Consider the following 20,785-nt stretch of genomic DNA (forward strand, 5'->3'; position numbering starts at 1 on the left):
GACGTGAGCGAGCCCCCTCTTCTGCATTTCAGGACGACTCAAGCCTGAGGATTGGAGCCATCAACCTTACCATTATCGCCCGCCTCTGATTCCGGTGGCAGTCTCAACATCGCTTGCATCGAAGGCGGAAGCAGCGTCTGCTGCAGCCAGTCAGGCGGCTGCAGTGCTTCCAGCCATTTGGCCTGGCGGGCCACCATCAGAAGTGCCCGAAGCCAACGGTGAAGCCCGCTTCGGCTCAGTCGGAGTACGCGCTGACCGTCCGACCCCACCATGAAGGTCAGCACACACTGTCCTTCAGGCGTCATGGTGGTGCGAATCCGCTCACACAGGAGGTACTGTGCCTGATCGGTCTGCTCCCGCGTTTCCTTGCCCAGTTTGAGCGCCTGTGGCGCAGCAGGCTGCTCCCCCTTGTCCTGAGCCCTGGGCTCGACCACTTCGTTAAACGCCAGCTCGTGCTCGATTCGGGCTCGGGTCGGCGCATCGCCCCCGGCCTGCTGCCCTGGCGTGCTGCGCTCCAGTTGGTCCGTCATGGCCCCTAGCAGATAGACCGCCATACGGCGCGTCAGCCACAGTCGCTCCGACGGCTGGCGCAAGGTCATCCAGATGCGATCCTGAACCGCGTGATAGCCAAATGTGGTGGTCAGCATAGGTCCTCCTGTGCGTATTTTCGCATTGCTGCAACACCATCCTTTCGTTTGGGACCGGCAGCCCTTTCAAATCCGTGCGACAATACCAACCGGACGTTTCTTCAGTCAGGAACGATCCCCGATCGCGGCGCCGCCGCCCAGCTCCGATGGCAAACAGCCGGGCGAGCCCGGAGCGCGGCTCTCGACAATCCCATCAGCCTGGACTGGCCGGTTGGCGCAAACCAAACAAGAACGCGTGCAACCGTTGAGGCCGATGCCCCTGTGCCATTGAAGACGGCACCTCACTTCGACATGAACTTTGAAGAACTGAACCTGGCACCTGCCATCGTGCAGGCCGTGCGCGAGCAAGGCTACGAAACGCCCACCCCTATCCAGTCTGAAGCCATCCCTGCCGTCCTGGCCGGGAAAGATCTGCTGGCTGGTGCACAGACTGGCACCGGCAAGACCGCAGCGTTCACGCTGCCCATGCTGCAACGCCTGAGTGAAGGCGAAACAGCCACCAGTGACAGGCTTGGCGGCAAAGCCATCCGTGCCCTGGTGCTCACCCCCACCCGCGAACTGGCCGCCCAGGTCGAAGAGTCCGTTCGGGTTTATGGCAAACACCTCAAACTCAACTCCGCCGTGATCTTCGGTGGCGTGGGCATGAACCCGCAAATCAACACCATCAAGAGAGGTGTTGATGTTCTCGTCGCTACCCCTGGCCGCCTGCTGGACCTGCAGCAGCAGGGTTTCATGGATTTGTCCAAAGTCGAGATTCTGGTACTGGACGAAGCCGACCGCATGCTGGACATGGGCTTCATCCATGACGTGAAGAAGGTGCTGGCGCTGCTGCCCAAGAAGAAGCAGAACCTGCTCTTCTCGGCCACCTTCAGCGACGAAATTCGCGACCTGGCCAACGGCCTGCTGCACGAACCACAGCACATCCAGGTCACGCCACGCAACACCACGGTGCAGCGCATCAGCCAGGTCATCCACCCTGTCGGTCGCACCAAGAAGAAGGCATTGCTGGCCCACATCATCAATCAGCACGACTGGAGCCAGGTTCTGGTGTTCACCCGCACCAAATTCGGCGCCAACAACGTGGCCGACTTCCTCACCAAGAACGGCATCAAGGCGATGGCCTTGCACGGCAACAAGAGCCAGGGAGCCCGCACCCAGGCACTGGGCGGTTTCAAGACCGGCGAAATCCGTGCGCTCGTCGCCACCGACATTGCTGCCCGCGGTATCGACATCGACGACCTGCCGCACGTGGTGAACTACGACATCCCCAACGTCTGCGAAGACTACGTCCACCGCATCGGTCGTACCGGCCGTGCGGGTCGTGAAGGCCAGGCAGTGAACCTGGTCAGCCTGGACGAAGAAGGCTTCATGATGGAAATCGAGCGCTTTACCAAGCAGGAGATTCCTGTCCAGATCTTCCAGGAATTCATGCCAGAACCCGGTGAGAAGGCAGAGCCCATTGCCATGGGCCGCCAGACCATCTGGGGTGGTGCGGGCAAGGCGCCGAGCCGCGAAGTGATGGCCGCAGCGGCCAAAGCTGCGCGTCAGGAGATGATGCAGCGCATCCGCGAACGCAAGGCAACCGAGGGTTCTGCGAAGAAGCCTCGCAACAACCAGAAACCACGAGCCTCCGGCAACGCTGAAGCAGGTGGCGCCGATGCCATTGCAGAAGAAGGCATGGACGCCATCATGGCCGATGGGCAGGACCAGTCGCAGCAACGCCAGCGTGCCGACGGCAACAACAACGGTGGCAACAATGGCCGCCGACGCCGGCGCAATGGCCGTGGCGGTCAGCGCAGCGGCCGCTCAGCGCAGCAAGGTGGACAGAACCAGCAGACACAAAGCCAGGGCCGGCCGCAACATGGCGAGCAAGGCGAAGAGCGCCGCGAGCGCCAGCCGGGCCCCAATGCCCACCTGGGCAGCCTGCGAATCCGTGAGCCGCGTCCGCGCTCCGGATCTGCCGGTGGCCAGCCCGATCCGCTTCGCACCAGCATCGATGCCATGCGCACGGGCAAGCGCGGCAATGGAAATGGAAAAGGCAACAACAAGGGCGGCAACAAGAGCAACAAACGCCAAGGCGGCGGTGCCGATCCGCTGCGAACCAGCTACGGCCGCATCGACTGAAGCCGCCCGCTGAGACCAGCTCCAGGCTGGCATTCTTCCCGTCAGGGCGGAATGCCAGCCTTTTTCTTGCCTGATGTCCAGGCGGCGCGCTCGTCCCTACAATGGACTCATGCCCACGACCACCCAGCCGCGCTATGCCACCCTGATGGTGGCCACATGCAACGTCTTGAACCTTGCTCTGCCGGGGCGCGATTTCTACAAGGGGCAGTCGCCCTATTCCGACACGGAATTCGAACGCAAAGTCGCCTGGCTGGGGGAGCGCTTTGGCGCACTCAATGCCGACATCCTGGCGGTGCAGGAAGTCTGGGATGAAGACGCCTTGCAGCAAGCGGTCACCAGCAGCGGCCTGCGCTACAACCTGGTCACAGCACCTGGTGCCGAGAATGGTCCAGGCCAAACGGGCGCACAAGGGACGCCGAGGGTCGGATTCGTCACCCGCCTGAAGGTGGAATCACTCGAGTCCTTGACCGACTTCCCAGGCGAAGCCGTCATCAACGTTCCCGGGCTGGGCCCCTACACAAATTTCCAGCGTCCGCCCCTTTTGGCCACCTTGAAGCTCAAGCATGGTCAGACCGTGTGTGCGCTGACCGCTCACCTCAAGTCCAAACGACCCAAATTCTTGCAGGACGACGATGGCAACGCGCTGGAGGACCCTGACGACCCGGCCATCCAGTCCATCGCCTCCATGCGCTCACTGCTCATGCGCGCCAGCGAAGCACTGGCACTGCGGCTGAAGATCGTGGATATGCTCCACAGAACGCGGCTGCCCTTGATCTTGCTGGGAGACCTTAATGACAGTCCACGCAGCTCGACGACACAGCTGATCTCAGCCACTTCCCAGGTCGCCTACGACCGTGGCGCTCTTGACCATGCCTTGTTCAACGCATGGGATGCACAAGGAGAGTTCGGCCTTCGCCGCGACGTGGCCTACTCGCACATCCACCAGGGCATGCCTGAAGTGCTGGACCAGGTGTTTGTCAGCGAGGAGTTTCTACCGGACAGCCGTGCGTCCATCGGCGACGTGCGCCGCATGGAGGTCTTCAATGACCACCTGCACGAAGGCAGAAGTCGAACCCGAAGCGATCACGGGTTTGTCCGGGCGCTGCTCAGGTTGCGCCTGCCCGAACAGGACTAGGCATCCCTGCCTCCGCGTACGAACGCGGTCACCAGAGGCTCGTCGCCTACCTGCCGGCTGCAGTGGCCATGCTTGTCTGCATCAAATACCGCTCCCTCAGGCAACGTGTCATTGGAGTAAAAGTGCTCTCCCGGGCGGAACTGCCGGACACTGCCGTCCTGCAGTCCTATCTCCATGCATCCTTGCAGCACAAACAACCACTGTGGCGTGGTCGTGCAATGGAATGCGCTGCGAAAACCCACGGGACTGCGACGCAACTGGAGGCCACTGGCGGCCACCACAGGCGAGAGTCGCGCTGCCTCATTGCCTTCTGACAAGGCGATGGTGTGCTCACGAAAACGGGCTACGCCGTCTGAATCCGTGAAGAGCTCTACTTGTTGAAATTCAGCCATGGGAGGGTGTGGAAATCATCGATACCTTTGACGATACCTCATCACGACAGCGCCCATGACTCTTTCGCTCGGTCTCAAGAGTCAAAGTACAAGCAAAAAAAGGTCCGAAGCCGTGAATGCAAAAAGGCTTCGGACCCGAGGGAAACCGGCTGGGCCGGTGGAGACACTCAAGGAGACATTCAATATGTCAAAGCAAGTGATCAGTTGGCCACGTAGTCGCCATTGGCCTGCAGGGCGCCAGTGCGACGCGCCTGAATCACTTCTGCGCGAATCTCTTCACGAGACTTGGCGCTGGCCGCCACTGCCTCTGTCCGCGTCCCGCTGAATTCGCCGCTGGCCGGCATGGCGGCAATGGCCGACTTCACATCGGCACGGGTCCTGGTCGCATCGGGTGCAGCCGCCACTGTGGCGCCATTGAACTCTCCGCTGGCGGGCAGCCGGGTTGCCTCGGCCATCACATCGGCGCGAGTCCTGGCGCTGTCTGCCTGGGCGATAGCGGAGATGTTCCCACCATCACTGAATTCACCGCTGGCTGGCGTGAAATCTGCGGCCATGGTCTGGCTGGCTGCCAGAGCAGCGAAAAGAGCCACGGCGAGGGAAGAGCGTTGAATGGTTTTCATGGTATTGCCTTTCGGGTTGGTTTGCTTGGGTCAAAAAAAGAAGAAATAAACAGAACTGCGATTCAGTGCCTTCAGTATTCCGCGACCAGCTGCTTCAGTGTTTGCAGCGGCGTATCGCTGATTGACAGCGTGTTTCTGCTTTGCTTCGTTTTGTTTCGACCGGGAAAAGGACACTCCGCGCTTACAAGTTGTTTCGCGAATCGCAAACCCGCTTAACCCCATCTGGTTCAACTCTGCGACTAAGGAAGCACTGCATTCCTTGCGTGCCTCGAACATCAGGGCACGCCCTGAGACAGCCCTTACAAACGTGGAGAAACCCATGAACCACTCAAGCACACTCATCACATCGCGTCGCGCCCTCCTCGGGCTGGCAGCGGCTACCGCCTTGACCACCGCCCTTCCCTCTTTCGCACAGGGCCGGCTGATGGAGGTGAGCATCACTGACCGATCCACCGGACGCGAATTACCGGTCTACCACCACAAAGGCGAGTACTGGGTCGCCGGTCGACCAGGTGCTCGCTATGCGATCGGCCTGCGCAATCAGACCGGTCGGCGGCTGCTGTCAGTGGTCTCCGTCGATGGCGTCAACGTCATCACAGGACAGAGCGCTGCCTACGAGCAGAATGGCTACGTGCTCGCCAGCGGTCAGTCCTACGATGTCACCGGGTGGCGCAAGAGCGACAACCATGTCGCAGCATTTCATTTCACCAAAGCACGCAAGTCCTATGCATCCCGCACAGGCCGGCCATTCGACCTCGGTGTCATCGGCGCTGCCGTGTTCCGGGAGCGCCCCCCCATCCGTCACCACCACGACCGGCATCGTGCGCCCTGGTTCAACGACTGGTTCGGGGATGAATCTGGCGAACTGCACGAACGGCAAGAAATGGAAAGTCGCGCGCCATCGGCGAAATCGGCTCCTCTGGGCAAATCACATCGTGCCGAAGCCGAAGACCGCAGCTCACGCCTTGGCACCGGGCATGGCCGGCAGGAGTACGACCGCATTGGCCACACCAGGTTTGAACGCTTGCACGCGTCACCGGATGAAATCATCAGCATTCGCTACGACAGCTATGCCAACCTGGTGGCGCGTGGTGTGATTCCCCGCCGACACCGCCACGATCACAGCCATCCCCGCCCATTTCCCCATGCCCCGCAACATGGCTACGTCCCCGACCCGTACTGACCGGCAGCCTGCCATCGGCAAAGCCCTGACAGAGGCCATAATGTGCCCATGTCAGGGCCTGCCGACGACGAACTGCTTCACGCCTATGCCAAAGGCGATCCATCGGCGTTCGAGCAACTGTACGAACGGCACGCAGGCGTACTGTGGCGATTTGTCCTGCGCAGTGTTCAGGAACCTGGACTGGCCGAAGAACTGGCACAGGACGTCTGGATTGCTGTCATTGAAAAGGCGGGCCAGTTCGAGTCGCGGTCGGCATTCCGTACCTGGTTGTTGAGCATTGCCCACCACCGCATCGTCGACCATTGGCGGCGACACCGTCCCCACGTCAGTCTTGACGCCGATGCCGACGAAGGGCGCGGCTGGGCAGAGAAGCTGGTCGCCGAGTCGGGTTTCGGGCCAGTGCGCCAGCTCCAGAGCCGTGAGCAGGGCCAGGCATTGCTCGACGCGCTTGCAGCCTTGCCCATCGAGCAGCGCGAGGCCTTTGTGTTGCAGGCAGAAGGCGGGTTGAGCGTGGCGGACATTGCCAGCGTGACCAAAGTACCCCACGAAACAGCCAAGAGTCGGTTGCGATACGCTCGCGCCCAACTGCGCAAAGTGCTGGAGGATCAGCGATGAGCGGCCAGGACGAAAAAGACACCATGAACGCGGCTGGACAGGACGCCCTCGTTCAGCGCTATCACGAGGCCAGCGCGCTCGACCCTCTGGCCAAGCCGCCCGAACGGCTGCGTGCGGCCGTGCTGGACAAGGCGCGCAATGCTGCGGCGGAGCGGCATCACAGAAAAGAGCGCCACGCAGCCAATCAGCCGCGCTGGACATGGACAGCTGCGGCCAGCGTGATGATGTTGGTTGCAGCGGGGTGGATTGGCATGCGCATGAGCGACACGACTGATCCCGATGATAAAACCGTGGTAGCTTCCGCCGACCTGGCCAGAGCGGAAATCAAGGAAGAAATCGCGCAAAGCGCTGGCAGTGGTCAAACGGCATCTGCTCCGGCGGTTGCGCCTTCCAAGCGAGTCGAAGCACTGACGGAAGAACAGCGTTCGCCGGTGCTGGCTCAGTCCGAACCCGCCCCTTTGCCAGAAACAGTCCGAATCCAGCCTGAAGACGCAGAGTCCCGCGCCACTGCCATCGCCAAGGCTGAGGCCAATACAGAGGCGGAAATGGAAACTGAGATCCAAACAGAGGCTGTGGCGTCTGTCGACCGGTCTGAGAAAGCCAAACAGCCAGCCCGCCCGGCACCCACCATTGTGGCCAGCGCTCCCGCCGCGCGCCCGGCCGATGCCAGCAGCCTTGCCGACGCCGACGAGAAGCCTGAGGGTGATGCGGCCCTGCCAGCTGCCAAGCCGCAAGCACCGGCGGCCAGGGCCAGACAGTCTATGGCCAAGGAGCGCCCTCAGGCCCTTGAAGGCTGGGAGGAGCACCTGGCTATGGGCAGGTCACCCGATGAACGCGACGCGCAGGGACTGACCTGGCTCATGCGCGCAGCCAGTCTGGGCGACAGCGAAGCGGCTCAGGCGTTGCTCGACGCCGGTGCGAAACGCGATTTGATCAGCCCCCAGGGCAAGACAGCGGCAGATCTTGCCCGCCTTGCCGGCCATGAGGCATTGGCAGCGCGCCTGTTACCCTGAGTTTTTCAACACTTCAGGGTTGACCGGTGTCAGCGCCTTGCCCTCCAGGAAGAATGCCAGGAGGTTGTCTGCTGCCAGCATGACCATGGCCAGGCGCGTTGGCACGCTTGCACTGGCAATGTGCGGTGTCAGCACGACATTGGACAGCGACAGGAGGGACGGGTTGACCGCGGGCTCACCTTCGAACACATCCAGTCCTGCGGCGGCCAGTCGTCCCTCCCTGAGGGCCGCTGCCAGTGCATCTTCGTCGACAATGCCGCCGCGAGCGATGTTGATGAGGGTGGCACCGGGCTTCATCTTCGCCAGCGCGCCAGCATCGATGAGGTGATAGACATCCGGACTGTAGGGCAGCACCAGAACCAGATGATCTGCCTGAGACAGCAGCTCGTCCTGGCTGACATAGCTTGCCCTGCAGGCCTCTTCAGTCGCCGCATCGAGCTGGCTGCGGTTGTGGTAGATCACGCGCATGCCGAAACCATGCGCACCCCGCCTGGCGATGGCCTGCCCGATACGCCCCATACCGAGAATGCCCAGCGTACTGCCATGCACATCGGCTCCGGTGAACAGGGACAAAGACCATTGCTTCCAGCGGCCCGCGCGCAGGAAATGCTCGCTCTCGGTCACCCGGCGTGCCGTGGCCATGAGCAGTGCGAACCCGAAATCCGCCGTCGTCTCCGTGAGAACGCCGGGCGCATTGGTGCCCAGCACGCCAGCAGCCGTCATGGCGCTCAAGTCGAAATTGTTGTAGCCCACCGCCAGATTGGCCACAATCTTCAGCTGAGGGCAGGCTTGCAGCAGGCCAGCATCGATTCGCTCGCTGCCAGAAGTCAGGACGGCATCCTTGCCTTGCAGCCGTTCGATCAGCTGGGCCGGCGTCCAGACCACGCCCTCGGGCGTGGTCTCCACTTCGAACACCTGCTCGAGCTTTTCGACCACGGCGGGATAGACATCCCGGGCAATCAGCAGTTGAGGCTTGTTCATCGGCATGTGGCTCAGGCGAACCAGATCCAGGTCATGAAGGCAAACAATGGCATCAGAATACCGAACGACCAGACCATGTAGCCAAAGAAGCTAGGCATGGGCACGCCACGATCTTCGGCAATGGCCTTGACCATCAGGTTGGGCGCGTTGCCAATGTAGGTGTTGGCCCCCATGAACACGGCACCGGCCGAAATGGCCACCAGGGTGGGCGCAAAGTTCGTCATCAGCGCAGCAGCATCACCACCCGCCGTATTGAAGAACACCAGGTAGGTCGGCGCATTGTCCAGGAAGGAGCTGAGCAAACCGGTGGCCCAGAAGTACATGGCGGTGTTGTTGCTGCCATCAGGGTTGGTCACTGCACTGACCACCGCGGAGAACGGGCCGCTGGTGCCAGCCTTGAGCATGGCGATGACAGGGATGATGGTCAGGAAGATGCCAGCGAACAGCTTTGCCACTTCCAGCATGGGCTCCCAGTTGAACTGGTTGCTTGCGTGGACACTGTCCGGCGTGATCTTCAGCGAAACGATGGCCACCAGAATCAGGCCGACGTCGCGCACCAGGCCGGGCAGCCCAACATGCGTGCCCGCAATGTTGAATTCGACGTCCGATTTCCAAAGGCCGCTCATGAGCACCAGTGCAACAATCACGCCGAGCAGCACGAAATTGATGGCGCCGTCAAAGCCGAAGCGCGGCGTGTCGGGCGTGGGGTCCACCGGCTGAATCTCCTCGCGATGGTGGTAGTGCCACCAGTCGATCACGTAGAACAGCGTCAGCAACACGCCCACCAGGAACAATGTCTCCGGGAAGATGTTCTGCATTGTCCAGAAGAAGTCAACGCCCTTGAGGAAGCCCAGGAACAGTGGCGGATCGCCCAGCGGCGTCAACGAACCGCCCGCGTTGGAGACGATGAAGATGAAGAACACGACCACATGCACCCGGTGCTTGCGGTTGTCATTGGCACGAATGAGAGGGCGAATAAGCAGCATGGACGCACCCGTGGTGCCCATGAAGCTGGCCAGCACTGCGCCGATGGCCAGAATGCCTGTATTGAGCGCAGGGCTCCCGTGCAGGTTGCCCCGCAAGAAGATCCCTCCCGCCACGGTGAACAGGGCAGTGAGCAGCAGAATGAACGGGATGTACTCGGCCAGAAGCGCGTGAATCAGGCCGGCGCCAGCTGCGCCGAAGCCGTACACGAAGGTAAATGGCACCATGAAAGCCAGTGCCCATCCTGCTGCCACCTTGCCGTAATGGTGATGCCAGAACGAAGGTGCCACCAAAGGCATCAAGGCAATGGACAACAAGATGCCTGCAAAAGGCACCCCCCAAAGCACCGACAACTGACTGCCGTCCAGGTCGGCAGCCTGAGCAAAGCCAGGCAGCAGCGCCGCCATGACCACCAAAGCCCATTGCCAACGGGAACGTGTGAACACCATGTCTTTCCTCTTGCTCTATTTCGTGGCTCGGGCTTTCACCCGAATCCAGGTTGTGATCGAAACGGAGGCGAAACGCCCCACCTCCATTGACTGCGCCAGTATCAGACAGCCAGCAACTCGACTTCAAACAGCAGCGTGGCATTTGGCGGGATGACGCCGCCCGCGCCACGGGCGCCATAGCCCAGCTCCGGAGGCAGCACCAGGCGGCGAGTGCCGCCAACGGCCATACCTTGAACGCCCTCATCCCAACCCTGGATCACATGCCCTGCCCCCAGAGGAAACGCAAAGGGCTGGCCACGGTCCTTGCTGGAGTCGAACTTGTTGCCCTGGACGCCATCATTGAACAACCAGCCGGTGTAATGCACCTGGACATGCTGGCCTGCTTTGGCCACATCGCCCTCGCCAACCACAACGTCTTCGTATTGCAGGCCGCTAGCGGTGGTATTCATGAAAGTCTCCTGTATCTGAATCAAACTGAAAAACAAAAGGCACAAGCCGAAGGCCGAATTATTCCAGCCCCGGCTGAGGGTGGCCTGACATGCGCCCTACCCGAACGACTGGTCAGCTACCAAGCCATCGTGTGAATGACGCCACCGGCTCACGGGGCGTACGGTATGTGTTGACCACATTGCTCTCGTCAGCGTACCCCAGCGCCATGCCGCACACCAGCATCTCGCTCTCTGCTGCACCGACGTGGGGCAGGATGATTCTGGAATAGTGGTTCCAGGCGGCCTGCGGGCAGGTATGAAGTCCGTGCGCCCTGGCGAGCACCATGAGGTTTTGCAGGAACATGCCGTAGTCCACCAAAGACCCTCGGCCCATGACCTTGTCCAACGTGAACATCATGCCGACCGGCGCGTCAAAGAAGCGGAAGTTGCGCTGGTGCTGGGCATGCATGCGGTCTTTGTCGCCCTTGCCAATGCCCAGCAGACCGTACAGCCCCCACCCATTGTCCCGGCGGCGATCAATGTAAGGGCTGACCCATTCGGCCGGGTAGTAATCGTATTCTTCCTGATAGGCGGCGGCCTGCGAGGGGTCGACACGGACAGAGTCGTGTGCGGCGCAAACCTTCTCCACCAACGAATCCCGGGCACTGCCCTGCAGCACATAGACTTTCCATGGCTGCGTATTGGTGCCCGATGGTGCGCGCGATGCGACGGAGAGAATCTGCTCGAGCGTGCTGCGATCAACCGGGTCAGGCTTGAACGCGCGCACCGACATGCGGCTATCGATGGCCATCTCCACACTTGCCCGATCAATATTGCCCGTGGCAGTAGCGCCAGGCCCCTGAGTTCCGTGATGTGTCATGTCAATGTCTCCAGCGCAGCTCTCAACCGCTCGGGCAAAGGCACGGGGCGCCGCGTTTCACGGTCCACGTACACATGCACGAAGTGGCCACAAGCCGCTGTGTTGTTGTCTTCGTCATTCCCGTCGCTGGCAAACAGGCCCACCTCGTAGCGCACACTGGATGAACCCAGGCGCGCCACACGCAACCCGGCCTGTACCGGTTGAGGAAAGGCCAGCGGCGCAAAGTAGTTGCACTGGGTTTCCACAACCAGGCCAATCACCTCGCCTTCATGGATGTCCAGCACACCTTGCTCGATCAGCCACCCGTTGACGGCCGTATCAAACCAGCTGTAGTACACCACGTTATTGACGTGGCCATAGAGGTCGTTGTCGCTCCAGCGGGTACCGATATCACGAAATGCCTTGTAGTGGCTGCGAGGAAGGGCTGCTGGCCGGTGGGAAGCTTGCTGGGTTTGCGACATCAGGGCATTTTGCCAGCGACCGGGCCCTCATGTCCCGTATGGGGTGTACGCCCCCGCCGATCACCGGGTTCTTCAGGCGTCCCCATGCCTTTCCCGAGGGGCCGGCGGCGTGGCATTAGCGTGTCCGGAAGCTTTCTCCCACCGGGCGAAGTACTCCAAAGCCACCTTGTAGGAGTTCATCTGAACCTGCACCGTGGCGTCTATATCGTGCCCATACCCCCCGGCCATCACCATGGCCAGAGGCAGGCGTCTTTGCCAGGCCCAGTCAAACACCCGTCGATCTCGCGCCTCCATCCCGTCATCGCTCAGTTTCAGCCGCCCCAGCCGGTCGCCTTCATGTGCGTCTGCGCCAGCGAGGTATATGACGAAGCCCGCATCAAAGCGCTCTTCGAGCGTCTGCAAGGCCTGCTCAAGGGCTTGCAGATAAGCGTCGTCGCGGCAGCCGTCAGGCAGGGGGACATCCAGATCGCTGGGTTCTTTGCGGAAGGGAAAGTTCTTTTCTCCATGGAGCGACAGGGTAAAGACGGAATCGTCGCCAGCAAAGATGTGAGCCGTACCGTTTCCCTGGTGCACGTCCAGATCGATGATGGCCACCCGCAATGGGCTGCGACTTGTCCTGCCATGCTCGGCCTGCATCAGGCGAGCTGCCACCGCCGCATCATTGAAGACACAGAAACCGCCCCCCTTGTGTGCATAGGCATGGTGGGTTCCCCCAGCGATGTTGGCCGCCACACCGTCTCCAGCCAGCGCGCACCGGCTGGCCTGGACCGTCGCGCCAACCGACCGGCGGGCACGCTCACCCATGGCTTCGCTCCAGGGAAAACCGATCTCCCGCTGCGCCGCTTCCGGCAGTGATCCATCCATGATGGCTTTGACATAAGCCGGCGAATGAACCAGCGCAAGCTCACCATCGGTGGCAGCGTCGGCCTGCCCCATTTCTATTTGCGGCAGCTCCCCTGCCACTCGCTCCTTCAGACGCGAGTACTTGTGCATGGGAAAACGATGGCCCTGCGGCAGCGGCAAGACGAATTGCGTGGCGTAGAACACTTTCACCAGGCCACCTCAATTGACGGCGGTAGGTCAGCGCTCCATTTATTGCAGCGCAATATTCCCGTCGCACCGAAGCCAAAAAACTTGCTGAACACCACGTAAACACTGGCCATTAGATACTTCACTCTAATATGCTGCAACGCAACAAAAAAGACTTGCAATGCTCAATCCGAGATCTATAATACAAACCATGTTGCAGCGCAGCATGGTCCAACGGCCCCCAGGGAGGCATGAAAAAACAAGGACAGCGGCACCGCAGCAAACATCGAAACCCTCACTCTATCCACCCTCTAGGAGTACAAATTATGATGACCGCTGACCAAATCGTCGCTGCCCAGAAAGCCAACGTTGAGACCCTGTTCGGCCTGACCCAGAAAGCTTTCGACGGCGTCGAGAAACTGGTTGACCTGAACATCCAGGCCACCAAGGCTGCCATGAGCGAGTCCGCCGAGACCGCCCAGGCCATGATGAGCGTGAAAGACGCTCAGGAATTGCTGGCTCTGCAAGCTAGCCTGATGCAGCCTCTGGCTGAGAAGACTGTTGCCTACAGCCGCCACCTGTACGACATCGCCACCGGTACCGGCGCTGCTTTCTCCAAAGCTGCCGAGTCCCAGGCTGCTGACGCACAGAAGAAGATGATGGCTGTTGTGGACAATGCTGCCAAGAACGCTCCTGCTGGTTCCGAGTCTGCTGTTGCCGTGATGAAGAGCTCCTTCTCCGCCGCCAACAACGCCATGGAATCCGTGCAGAAGGCTGTCAAGCAAGCCACCGAAATGGCTGAAGCCAACTTCAACGCCATGACCGCCACTGCTGTGAGCGCTGCCAAGCCAGCTGGCCGCAAGCGTTAATTTTCAAAATGGTCTGTTTGGCCATGGGTTCTCCGGCTTTTGACATCGGTCAAGGCTGACATACTGAACCTGTCGCAAGATACCGTCACACAGCGTGAGTGGCGGTGTCTGGAAACAGACCGTTTCTCAGGTTGTCTCCTCGGGTCCCTTTCGAATTCCGTATTCATCGGACCCTTCAAGCCCTCACTCTTCAGTGAGGGCTTTTTTTCGCCTTTGGGACAGTCCCGGCTTGCGCAGCCAGGCCTCTTGGCGCATGCTCTGCTGACAATGCACCGCACAAGAGCCGAGCCTCTGGCATCGGCTCCAGCCATCATTTCAGGAGACTTTTCATGTCCGGTTTCGTGTTCGAGACAGTTCCCCGCATCATTTGCGAGCAAGGCGGCATCACCCGCCTGGGCGAACTCGCAGCCGACCTGGGCGCAAAGCGGCTCTTCATCGTGACCGATGCGGGCCTTGTCAAGGCAGGCTTGCTGGACAAAGCACTCGAATCACTCAAGTCAGCTGGTCAGGACGCCACGGTATATGCCGAGGTCCTGGCAGACCCACCAGAGGAACGGGTAGAAGCAGCGGTTCAGGCTGCGCTTGAGGCCAAGGCTGACGGTGTGGTCGGCCTGGGTGGCGGCAGCTCCATGGACACCGCCAAGCTGGTGGCCTTGCTGGCATGCACACAGCAGGCCTTGCCTTCTGTATACGGAATTGGCCTGGCCAAAGGGCCGCGACTGCCGTTGATCCAGGTGCCCACCACGGCCGGCACGGGCTCGGAAGTCACGCCCATCGCCATCGTCACAACACCTTCCAACGAGAAGAAAGGTGTGGTCTCCCCTCTGCTCTACCCCGACCTGGCCCTGCTCGACAGCCACCTCACACTCGGCCTGCCACCGGCGGTAACGGCCATGACCGGGGTCGACGCCATGGTGCATGCCATCGAGGCCTACACCTCCAAGATCAAGAAAAACGTCTTGTCCGATGCGCTGGCAGTCAAGGCGCTGCAGTTGCTGTATGCCAACTTGCCAGCCGCGGTAGAGGATGGCAAGGATCCGGCCGTTCGGGAAGCCATGCTCAGTGGTTCGCTGTTTGCAGGCATGGCCTTTGCCAACGCACCGGTGGCTGCCGTCCATGCATTCGCCTACCCGCTTGGCGGCCATTTCCACCTGCCCCACGGCTTGTCCAACTCTCTTGTCCTCGGCCCCGTTCTGGACTTCAACCTGAACGCAGCCCAAACGGAATATGCCGAACTGGGGCGCGCCATCCTGCCCGAGCACACCACCAGCAACGACAAGGTGGCCGCCCGTGCTTTCCTTGACGCCATTCGCGCCCGGGTCGCCGCCATGCCCTATGCCCAGAACCTGCGCGAAGCCGGCGTCCAGCAGGAGTCGTTGCCCATGCTGGTCAAGGATGTGATGCAGATCGAACGTCTGCTCGTCAACAACCCTCGCGAGGTCACCGAGGAAGACGCCCACGCCATCTACCAGGCAGCGTTCTGACCGGAGACCGCCGCCCGTACGGGCCGGGGTCAGCCCATGGCGTGTGAATCAGATCGTCAGGCGCATGGTAGCAACTGAGAATCATTCTTGTTTCTGTTAATATCCAGGACAGACAGTCGCTACCTGCGCGCCACTTGCCACGGAAATGGACATGTGCCTGCGCCGGTAGATAACCAGAACCCCTCTCAGCAATCATTGGACAGGACAACATGACCCGCAAGTTCAGCTCGCCCCAGCAAAGCCCGGCCCAGGCCAAGACCCGTTTCAGCCTCAGTAAGCCACACTCTGCCATTGCCATGGCTGTCGCCACTGCCGCCGCGGCCATGATGGCTATCCCTGCCCAGGCCGAGGAAAATGTCCTCAACCTCTACTCCGCTCGCCACTATCAGACGGACGAAGCGATGTACGCCGAGTTCACCAAGCAAACAGGCATCAAGATCAACCGCGTGGACGCTGATGATGCAGGCATCATCGCTCGCCTCAAAGCTGAAGGCGCAGCATCTCCTGCCGATGTCGTCATGCTGGTCGACGCTGCGCGCCTGGCCGTGGCCAACGACCAAGGCCTGTTCCAGCCCATCCAGTCAGCCAAGCTCGACGAGGCGATTCCCGCCAACCTGCGTGCTGACAAAGGTCCGCAGGGCGTGACCTGGACCGGTTTCTCCACCCGCGCTCGTGTGATCGTCTATGACCCACTGCGCGTCAAGGCCGAGGACGTTGCCACCTACGCCCAACTGGCTGACCCGAAGCTCAAAGGCATGCTCTGCACCCGCACGGGCTCACACCCTTACAACCTCTCGCTGTTTGCCACGGTGATCGAGCAGATGGGCGACCAGAAAGGCGAAGCCTGGCTCAAGGGTCTGGTCGACAACATGGCACGCTCACCCAAGGGAGGCGACACCGACCAGATCCGCGGAGTGGCATCCGGAGAATGCGGTGTGGCCATCACCAACTCCTACTACGCGGCGCGCCTGGTTGCATCCAGCAAACCTGAAGACCGCGCAGTGATGGAAAAGGTCCGAGTCGTGTTCCCCAACCAAGGCACCACAGGCACCCACGTCAACATTGCGGGCGCCGGCGTGGCCAAGCATGCCAAGCACAAGGAAGCCGCAGTGGCCTTCATGGAATACCTGGCCAGCCCGTTTGCCCAGGAGTATTTCGCCAACGGCAACAATGAGTTCCCCGCCGCAAAAGGCATGAAACTGGACAACCCGGCGCTCAAGGCCATTGGCGGCGACAACTTCAAGGCCGAGACTGTGCCACTGGGCGTGGTGGCCAAGAACATGACCAAGGTTCAGCAGATGCTGGATCGGGTGGGATACAAGTAAGGCGTCTTCCCTTTCTTCATTCTTCTTCCTTTTTCCTTTTTTCCTTTTCAAGGTTTTTGGTTGGGCACTGCCTCCTTTGGGGGGTGGTGCCTTTTCTTTTGTCCTTTCCTTTTGTCCTGTTCTTTTGCCTGCAACGCCCCTGCCCCTGAGTCACCTTCTTTCATCCTGCATTTCCTTCCCCCCTATCCCCCCAGCCCCCTTTCCACCCCGCCGGGCGGAAAGGGGGAGCTCTCATTTGGCTTCTGGTCGCCGACTGGGCTTCTACGGCTCGAACCGTCGCCACCTTGGTTTGGGGTACATGCATTTCGTTGAGGCTGTCGTAGGAGCCTCGGCGTCGGTCTTCACGCCCACGGCGCCCAGCTGACTTTGCCGCTTTGCGGCTTGTCAGATGTGCGCTTGCCTTGCGCGTCTCGAATCTCGTTGGCCTGCACTGTCTCGCTCGCAGGCGACCGGCGAGCCGCGCAGCGGCAATGCCAGTTGGCTGCCGCCTGGGTGCCAAAGGAAGCCGAAGTCTCTACAAAAGAGGTTTCTCCTAAAGCCGCCTCGCGTGAGGCGGCGCGGCCCATCCGAGGGTGCGGCGGATCCGGGTTTCCCGGTCCGCATCGCGCCGCCCCCTTGAGGGGGACGCGCAAAGCGCGGCGGGGGTGCTTCTCGTCATCGCCCCGGCGGGGTGGAAAGGGGGTTGGGGGGATAGGGGGGAAGAAAAAGAAGAAGGAATGAGAAAAGGCCCTCTAAAACGACAAGCGACTTGACCACATCAACCTCAGGCCAAGGAGTTGGCCACCCCACAGCCCCACCGGCAAGAGAAAACCCTCTTACCTTACCCCCTCAAACTCCCCCATAATCCCTACTTGACGTTTACGTTAACGTAAATCAATCTTCCCAACAGAATTCGCATAGGAGCAAAAGAATGGAAATCGCTGGAAAAGTCTTCATCGTCACCGGTGGTGCATCAGGTCTGGGCGAAGGCACGGCACGTATGCTGGCAGCCAGTGGCGCCAAAGTCGTCATCGCCGACATGCAGGCTGAGAAAGGCGAAGCCATTGCCAACGAGATCGGCGGCGCATTCGTCAAGTGCGATGTCAGCAGTGAGGCAGACGGCCAAGCCGTGGTGGACAAGGCGGTTTCCCTGGGCAAACTGATGGGGTTGGTCAATTGCGCCGGCATTGCTCCTGCGGAAAAGACAGTGGGAAAGAACGGCGCACATGCACTTTCAACCTACACCAAGACCATCATGGTGAACCTGGTGGGTTCATTCAACATGATCCGCCTGGCGGCCGAAGCCATGAGCAAGAACGAGCCCGAGGAAGGCACAGGCGAGCGTGGCGTGCTCATCAGCACGGCCAGCGTGGCAGCCTATGACGGCCAGATCGGTCAGGCGGCTTACTCGGCGTCCAAAGGCGGCGTGGTGGGCATGACCCTGCCCATCGCCCGCGATCTGGCCCGCAACGGGATTCGCAACATGACGATCGCGCCCGGCATCTTCGGTACCCCCATGCTCTTCGGCATGCCGCAGGAAGTGCAGGACGCCCTCGCCGCCGGCGTGCCCTTCCCCAGCCGCCTGGGCACGCCACAGGACTACGCGAAGCTGGCCAAGCACATCATTGAAAACGACATGCTCAACGGCGAAGTGATCCGCCTAGACGGCGCCATCCGCCTCGCACCCAAGTAAGTAGAAACCGCCAACCGCAAAGGCAACGCAACACGACCCAGCGCAGGGCCGCCCCAAGGCGAGTCAGCCCCCTCGGGGGGCAGCGACCCGTGAGCCGGCGGAGCGTGGGGGCCAACGACTCGCCGTCGGGCCGCCCCAAGGCGAGTCAGCCCCCTCGGGGGGCAGCGACCCGTGAAACGGCGGAGCGTGGGGGCCAACATCCCCAGCGTGGGGGCCAACAGTTTCACCGCCGGGCCGCCCCAAGGTGAAACGCGCCCCCTCGGGGGGCAGCGACCCGTGAAACGGCGGAGCGTGGGGGCCAACATCCCCAGCGTGGGGGCTACGTTTCTAGCGATACGCCGTGCGCGCCTGCTTGAGGTCCGTCAGACCCTGCACTACCTTCTCCAGCGCATCGTGTCGCAAGCTGCGCATCCCTTCGCCCAGTGCGGCATTGAGAATGTCTGACGGGCGGGCTCGTTCCTGGATCAGCTGTTTGATGGTGCGACTGTTCTGCAGAATCTCATAGACCCCTACCCGCCCTTTGTAGCCCTTCGTCTTGCAATGCTCACACCCGGCCGCATGTCGAAGGTGAACGCCTTTGTGGGATGACTCGCCGGCAGCTTCCAGCAAGCGCTGTTCACCGTCTGCATAGCTCAGGCTGCTGCCTTCCACATACTCTTCGACCAGCGTGCTCCATTCCTCGTCGCTCACGGGCCGGCTTTGTGCACAGACCGGGCACAGTTTGCGCACCAGGCGCTGAGCCACCAGACCCAGCAGGGAGTCTGCAAAGTTCATTGGATCCATGCCAAGGTCGAGCAATCGCACCACACTCTCGCTGGCATTGTTTGTATGCAACGTCGACAACACGAGGTGTCCTGTCAGTGATGCTTCAATGGCAATCTTGGCGGTTTCGGCATCTCTAATCTCGCCAATCATGATCACGTCCGGGTCAGCACGCAGAAAGCTGCGCATCGCATTGGCAAACGTCAGTCCGATCTTGCTGTTGACTTGCACTTGACGCAGGCCCGGCTGCGTGATTTCGATCGGGTCTTCCGCCGTCCAGATTTTGCGGTCATCGGTGTTGATTTCTGACAGCATCGAATGCAGTGTCGTTGTCTTCCCGGAGCCGGTCGGACCCACGGCCAAGACCATACCGAAGCTGCGCTCGTTGAAGCCCTTGATGATGGCGAGATCGCGCTGCTGCAGTCCGAGCTGGGTCAGTGGCAGGGGCTTGGCTGACTCCAGCAAGCGCAACACCACGTCTTCCAGGCCGTCATGGGTTGGCATCACAGCGACCCGCAACTCCAGTTTGGTGCCGCCGAATTCACTGAAATCGATCTTGCCATCCTGAGGCCGGCGTCGCTCGGCGATGTCCAGCTTGGCCATGATCTTGATGCGGGAGACCAGCGGTGCACGCAAACTGGGTGGCAGGGCCAGGTAAGGCTCCAACTCACCGTCGCGCCGAAAGCGCACCAGCGTCTTGGCTTCGCCCGGGTTGGTCTCGATATGGATGTCCGAGGCTTTGGTGCGCTGGGCTTCGCTGATCATCTGGTTGACCAGCTTGACCATGCCGGCCGACTCTGCAGCCGAGTCGTCATGTTCGGACTCATCCTTGCTGCCGATGTCAGCCACCGCCTGAGCCACTGCCTCCGCCAGCACACCGTGCGCCGCGGCGCTCGTGGCGTCCCCGCTGAGCAAAGCGTCGCGCAGCTCCTTGACGACGGCTTCCGGGCTGTCGGCATGACCTTCCCGGTGGATGCGGTCCTGCACAGCCAAACGCCGCTCTATCGCGTCCCGACTGGCCCAGACAAGGGCCACCGAACGCCCCGTGATGTTGCAAAGACGATGATGCAGGTCGGCGTCGGTGGGTGCGCTGGAAGCCACCAGAAACTGCTCATCGGCAACACCCAGTGGCATCACCCCATTGGCGTGGCATTGGCTCAGAGGCAGGCGGGCAAACACCTTGTGCTCCACTTCAAAGCCCAGAACCTCCACTTCAACCAGCCCTGCGACCCTGGCCAGCGCCCTTTGCAACTCGTCTTCGCTGAGCATGGCGCGAGTCACCAGTTCGTGGGCACGGGACCTGAGCAAATCCGGGTCTTCATTCGCGAGCACTGCCAGTGTCTTCTCATCGAGCATGTGCAACGCCAGCAAGGCTTGGCGCAGGTCCATCACTGGCAGCCTGCGCAGTGCATCCTGAGCCTGCCGCAATTGCGCCAATGTATGGACGACGGGCGATATGACATGACCTGTCCGGGCTTGCTCAGTACTGGGTGAAATTGCCTGTGTCATCGTGGTCGAAAGTTCTAGGTGAAAGACAAGATTGGCCTACCCTTTGCTACAAAGATAGTGCAAGCAAAGGTATCAAACGTTGATTTGGCGCAAGCGCACGACCGGCCATAACGTCTTATCGAGCAATGGGTCACGGTTTTCAGCAACCTGGCGGAGATGGCGAGTGTGCGAGGGAAGCCACCAGCTTGCCCAGACAAACAGCCCTCGGGTAAGGTGAGCCCAC

20 protein-coding genes are annotated in these 20,785 nt (G+C 61.0%); 9 read left to right on the top strand and 11 right to left on the bottom strand.

Annotated features, from left to right (window positions below):
- Positions 1-38: 38 nt before the first annotated feature.
- Positions 39-647 carry a hypothetical protein gene (locus ABWV89_RS16970; RefSeq protein ID WP_353399575.1) on the bottom strand — a complete coding sequence of 203 codons (609 nt, stop codon included), beginning with the start codon at positions 645-647 and terminating at the stop codon, positions 39-41.
- 291 nt (positions 648-938) lie between these two features.
- Between ABWV89_RS16970 and ABWV89_RS16975 the strand changes: the two genes are divergently transcribed.
- Positions 939-2,771: a DEAD/DEAH box helicase gene (locus tag ABWV89_RS16975; RefSeq protein WP_353399577.1), complete on the top strand. Its 1,833-nt coding sequence runs from the start codon at positions 939-941 to the stop codon at positions 2,769-2,771.
- Positions 2,772-2,880: 109 nt separating this feature from the next.
- Positions 2,881-3,906: an endonuclease/exonuclease/phosphatase family protein gene (locus tag ABWV89_RS16980; RefSeq protein WP_353399579.1), complete on the top strand. Its 1,026-nt coding sequence runs from the start codon at positions 2,881-2,883 to the stop codon at positions 3,904-3,906.
- Here the strand turns inward: ABWV89_RS16980 and ABWV89_RS16985 are convergent.
- The 3 genes from ABWV89_RS16985 to ABWV89_RS16995 all read right to left on the bottom strand — a co-directional run bounded on the left by ABWV89_RS16985 (position 3,903) and on the right by ABWV89_RS16995 (position 5,239).
- Positions 3,903-4,298: a cupin domain-containing protein gene (locus ABWV89_RS16985; protein WP_353399581.1), complete on the bottom strand. Its 396-nt coding sequence runs from the start codon at positions 4,296-4,298 to the stop codon at positions 3,903-3,905. The two genes, ABWV89_RS16980 and ABWV89_RS16985, sit on opposite strands and share 4 nt — an antisense overlap.
- Positions 4,299-4,498: 200 nt before the next feature.
- Complete coding sequence (locus ABWV89_RS16990) at positions 4,499-4,918, bottom strand: hypothetical protein (protein WP_353399584.1); 420 nt, start codon at positions 4,916-4,918, stop codon at positions 4,499-4,501.
- Positions 4,919-4,948: 30 nt separating this feature from the next.
- Entirely contained in the window at positions 4,949-5,239 is a 291-nt protein-coding gene (locus ABWV89_RS16995; RefSeq protein ID WP_353399587.1) for a hypothetical protein, read from the bottom strand.
- Between ABWV89_RS16995 and ABWV89_RS17000 the strand changes: the two genes are divergently transcribed.
- From ABWV89_RS17000 to ABWV89_RS17010, 3 genes are read left to right on the top strand one after another with little or no spacing between them, the layout of a single operon-like run.
- Complete coding sequence (locus ABWV89_RS17000; RefSeq protein WP_353399590.1) at positions 5,238-6,101, top strand: hypothetical protein; 864 nt, start codon at positions 5,238-5,240, stop codon at positions 6,099-6,101. The genes ABWV89_RS16995 and ABWV89_RS17000 overlap by 2 nt on opposite strands.
- Before the next feature lie 48 nt (positions 6,102-6,149).
- On the top strand, positions 6,150-6,716 hold the full coding sequence (locus ABWV89_RS17005; protein ID WP_353399592.1) for a sigma-70 family RNA polymerase sigma factor: 567 nt from the start codon (positions 6,150-6,152) through the stop codon (positions 6,714-6,716).
- Complete coding sequence (locus tag ABWV89_RS17010; RefSeq protein ID WP_353399595.1) at positions 6,713-7,729, top strand: ankyrin repeat domain-containing protein; 1,017 nt, start codon at positions 6,713-6,715, stop codon at positions 7,727-7,729. The genes ABWV89_RS17005 and ABWV89_RS17010 overlap by 4 nt, the downstream gene beginning before the upstream one ends.
- Here the strand turns inward: ABWV89_RS17010 and ABWV89_RS17015 are convergent.
- From ABWV89_RS17015 to ABWV89_RS17040, 6 genes are all read right to left on the bottom strand, one after another.
- The gene (locus tag ABWV89_RS17015) at positions 7,721-8,710 is read right to left on the bottom strand and encodes a 2-hydroxyacid dehydrogenase (RefSeq protein ID WP_353399598.1); all 990 of its coding nucleotides are present in this window, start codon (positions 8,708-8,710) and stop codon (positions 7,721-7,723) included. The genes ABWV89_RS17010 and ABWV89_RS17015 overlap by 9 nt on opposite strands.
- An 11-nt stretch (positions 8,711-8,721) precedes the next feature.
- Positions 8,722-10,143 carry a sodium:proton antiporter gene (locus tag ABWV89_RS17020; protein ID WP_353399601.1) on the bottom strand — a complete coding sequence of 474 codons (1,422 nt, stop codon included), beginning with the start codon at positions 10,141-10,143 and terminating at the stop codon, positions 8,722-8,724.
- A gap of 101 nt (positions 10,144-10,244) precedes the next feature.
- On the bottom strand, positions 10,245-10,592 hold the full coding sequence (locus ABWV89_RS17025; protein WP_353399604.1) for an FKBP-type peptidyl-prolyl cis-trans isomerase: 348 nt from the start codon (positions 10,590-10,592) through the stop codon (positions 10,245-10,247).
- 112 nt (positions 10,593-10,704) lie between these two features.
- Entirely contained in the window at positions 10,705-11,451 is a 747-nt protein-coding gene (locus tag ABWV89_RS17030) for a nitroreductase (protein ID WP_353399607.1), read from the bottom strand.
- Positions 11,448-11,912 carry an acyl-CoA thioesterase gene (locus ABWV89_RS17035; protein ID WP_353399610.1) on the bottom strand — a complete coding sequence of 155 codons (465 nt, stop codon included), beginning with the start codon at positions 11,910-11,912 and terminating at the stop codon, positions 11,448-11,450. Before ABWV89_RS17035 ends, ABWV89_RS17030 begins: the two co-directional genes overlap by 4 nt.
- 72 nt (positions 11,913-11,984) lie before the next feature.
- Positions 11,985-12,905: a histone deacetylase family protein gene (locus tag ABWV89_RS17040; RefSeq protein WP_502903250.1), complete on the bottom strand. Its 921-nt coding sequence runs from the start codon at positions 12,903-12,905 to the stop codon at positions 11,985-11,987.
- 359 nt (positions 12,906-13,264) lie between these two features.
- Between ABWV89_RS17040 and phaP the strand changes: the two genes are divergently transcribed.
- The 4 genes from phaP (at position 13,265) to ABWV89_RS17060 (ending at position 18,291) form a co-directional block, all read left to right on the top strand.
- Positions 13,265-13,810 carry a TIGR01841 family phasin gene (gene phaP, locus ABWV89_RS17045; RefSeq protein WP_353399755.1) on the top strand — a complete coding sequence of 182 codons (546 nt, stop codon included), beginning with the start codon at positions 13,265-13,267 and terminating at the stop codon, positions 13,808-13,810.
- Positions 13,811-14,139: 329 nt separating this feature from the next.
- A complete protein-coding gene (locus ABWV89_RS17050) occupies positions 14,140-15,294 on the top strand; it encodes an iron-containing alcohol dehydrogenase (protein WP_353399616.1) in 1,155 nt (384 codons plus the stop codon).
- Between the two features lie 296 nt (positions 15,295-15,590).
- The gene (locus ABWV89_RS17055; RefSeq protein ID WP_353399756.1) at positions 15,591-16,619 is read left to right on the top strand and encodes an extracellular solute-binding protein; all 1,029 of its coding nucleotides are present in this window, start codon (positions 15,591-15,593) and stop codon (positions 16,617-16,619) included.
- Between the two features lie 910 nt (positions 16,620-17,529).
- On the top strand, positions 17,530-18,291 hold the full coding sequence (locus ABWV89_RS17060; protein WP_353399618.1) for a 3-hydroxyacyl-CoA dehydrogenase: 762 nt from the start codon (positions 17,530-17,532) through the stop codon (positions 18,289-18,291).
- Between the two features lie 327 nt (positions 18,292-18,618).
- Here the strand turns inward: ABWV89_RS17060 and ABWV89_RS17065 are convergent, their stop codons facing one another.
- A complete protein-coding gene (locus ABWV89_RS17065) occupies positions 18,619-20,562 on the bottom strand; it encodes a GspE/PulE family protein (protein WP_353399621.1) in 1,944 nt (647 codons plus the stop codon).
- Positions 20,563-20,785: the final 223 nt, after the last annotated feature.

It is taken from the genome of Hydrogenophaga sp. 5NK40-0174 (assembly GCF_040372165.1).
Taxonomy (GTDB): Bacteria; Pseudomonadota; Gammaproteobacteria; order Burkholderiales; family Burkholderiaceae_C; genus Hydrogenophaga.

Coding starts and splice junctions, on each gene's coding strand:
- ABWV89_RS16990 (WP_353399584.1), bottom strand. CDS start 4,918: ATGAAAACCATTCAACGCTCTTCCCTCGCCGTGGCTCTTTTCGCTGCT.
- ABWV89_RS17050 (WP_353399616.1), top strand. CDS start 14,140: ATGTCCGGTTTCGTGTTCGAGACAGTTCCCCGCATCATTTGCGAGCAA.
- ABWV89_RS17000 (WP_353399590.1), top strand. CDS start 5,238: ATGAACCACTCAAGCACACTCATCACATCGCGTCGCGCCCTCCTCGGG.
- ABWV89_RS16985 (WP_353399581.1), bottom strand. CDS start 4,298: ATGGCTGAATTTCAACAAGTAGAGCTCTTCACGGATTCAGACGGCGTA.
- ABWV89_RS17040 (WP_502903250.1), bottom strand. CDS start 12,905: ATGCACAAGTACTCGCGTCTGAAGGAGCGAGTGGCAGGGGAGCTGCCG.
- ABWV89_RS17065 (WP_353399621.1), bottom strand. CDS start 20,562: ATGACACAGGCAATTTCACCCAGTACTGAGCAAGCCCGGACAGGTCAT.
- ABWV89_RS17020 (WP_353399601.1), bottom strand. CDS start 10,143: ATGGTGTTCACACGTTCCCGTTGGCAATGGGCTTTGGTGGTCATGGCG.
- ABWV89_RS16995 (WP_353399587.1), bottom strand. CDS start 5,239: ATGGGTTTCTCCACGTTTGTAAGGGCTGTCTCAGGGCGTGCCCTGATG.
- ABWV89_RS17055 (WP_353399756.1), top strand. CDS start 15,591: ATGGCTGTCGCCACTGCCGCCGCGGCCATGATGGCTATCCCTGCCCAG.
- ABWV89_RS17035 (WP_353399610.1), bottom strand. CDS start 11,912: ATGTCGCAAACCCAGCAAGCTTCCCACCGGCCAGCAGCCCTTCCTCGC.
- ABWV89_RS17025 (WP_353399604.1), bottom strand. CDS start 10,592: ATGAATACCACCGCTAGCGGCCTGCAATACGAAGACGTTGTGGTTGGC.
- ABWV89_RS17030 (WP_353399607.1), bottom strand. CDS start 11,451: ATGACACATCACGGAACTCAGGGGCCTGGCGCTACTGCCACGGGCAAT.
- ABWV89_RS16970 (WP_353399575.1), bottom strand. CDS start 647: ATGCTGACCACCACATTTGGCTATCACGCGGTTCAGGATCGCATCTGG.
- ABWV89_RS16980 (WP_353399579.1), top strand. CDS start 2,881: ATGCCCACGACCACCCAGCCGCGCTATGCCACCCTGATGGTGGCCACA.
- ABWV89_RS17010 (WP_353399595.1), top strand. CDS start 6,713: ATGAGCGGCCAGGACGAAAAAGACACCATGAACGCGGCTGGACAGGAC.
- ABWV89_RS17060 (WP_353399618.1), top strand. CDS start 17,530: ATGGAAATCGCTGGAAAAGTCTTCATCGTCACCGGTGGTGCATCAGGT.
- ABWV89_RS17005 (WP_353399592.1), top strand. CDS start 6,150: ATGTCAGGGCCTGCCGACGACGAACTGCTTCACGCCTATGCCAAAGGC.
- ABWV89_RS17015 (WP_353399598.1), bottom strand. CDS start 8,710: ATGAACAAGCCTCAACTGCTGATTGCCCGGGATGTCTATCCCGCCGTG.
- ABWV89_RS16975 (WP_353399577.1), top strand. CDS start 939: ATGAACTTTGAAGAACTGAACCTGGCACCTGCCATCGTGCAGGCCGTG.